We start from the raw sequence: 1240 nt of genomic DNA on the forward strand, positions 1-1240 counted from the left end.
TTGGGGTGTGTGTTGCAATCACACCTTGGAATTTCCCGATCGCTATGATTACGCGCAAGATTGCACCTGCCATGGCAGCGGGCTGCACGATTGTCATTAAGCCAGCAGAGCTAACGCCGTTGTCTGCGCTTGCCTTAGCCGAACTAGCACAACGTGCTGGTGTACCTAAAGGGGTCATCAATATTTTGACGGCAGATACTGAGCAATCTATTGCCGTTGGTAAAACACTCTGCGAGTCTCCGGTGGTGCGTCACCTCTCTTTTACGGGATCTACCGAAGTAGGCCGCATACTCATGGCTCAGTGCGCTCCAACCGTCAAAAAGCTGGCCCTAGAACTGGGTGGTCACGCACCCTTTATCGTCTTCGAAGATGCTGATATTGATGCAGCAGTAACTGGCGCAATGTCTTCTAAATATCGCAACGCTGGTCAAACCTGTGTATGTGCTAATCGCTTCTATGTACATAAAAAAGTTCAAGCAGAATTTATCCAAAAATTTGCCAAAGCAATTGAAGTCATCAAACCCGGTAATGGTATGGACTCTGGGGTTACCCAAGGGCCACTGATTGAACCTGCAGCACTTGAGAAAGTGGAGAGGCATGTAGCTGACGCCCTGAGTAAAGGCGCCAAGCTAGTGGCTGGTGGAAAACGCTCCTCTTTAGGCGGCACTTTTTATGAACCCACCATTTTGGCTGATGTCACTACTGACATGCTCATCACATATGAAGAAACTTTTGGGCCAGTTGCACCGATTATTCCGTTTGAGACCGATGAAGAAGCAATTCAGTTAGCTAACAATAGCCAATATGGTCTAGCCTCTTACTTCTACAGTAGAGATATTGGTCGCATATGGAGAGCAGCTGAAGCCCTTGAATATGGCATTGTTGGCGTGAACTCCGGAATCATTTCCAATGAAGTGGGACCATTTGGTGGCGTCAAGCAATCTGGTCTAGGGCGTGAGGGTAGCGCCTATGGAATGGATGAGTACCTAGAGCTGAAATATGTGTGCTTGGGCCTGTAAGCCAAGATAGTCTTAAAACACTCAGGCCACTTTACCCAAAGTGGCCTGATTTATTTATATCCCTTATATTGCGTTGGATTTATTTTTTCTTGTAAACCAAATCCCAAACGCCGTGACCTAATCTAAGCCCCCGATTCTCAAACTTGGTAATCGGTCGGTAATCTGGTCTTTGTACATAGCCCGCTTGCTTTGACTGTAATTGCTTTAAGGTGGGCTTAAAT

The 1240-nt window shown here is 46.9% G+C and carries 1 protein-coding gene and 1 pseudogene; one reads left to right on the plus strand and one right to left on the minus strand.

All coding sequences use genetic code 11. The features are described 5' to 3' along the window. Nucleotides 1–1019 (plus strand): NAD-dependent succinate-semialdehyde dehydrogenase (locus tag B7X71_RS17255; protein WP_293601644.1); only part of this gene is annotated, 1019 nt, incomplete at its 5' end. A gap of 79 nt (nucleotides 1020–1098) precedes the next feature. On the opposite strand, the pseudogene B7X71_RS17260 reads toward B7X71_RS17255, so the two are convergent. Beyond that, nucleotides 1099–1240, minus strand: a pseudogene (locus B7X71_RS17260) (tRNA (guanosine(46)-N7)-methyltransferase TrmB); the annotation flags it as partial.

It is taken from the genome of Polynucleobacter sp. 39-46-10 (assembly GCF_002282275.1).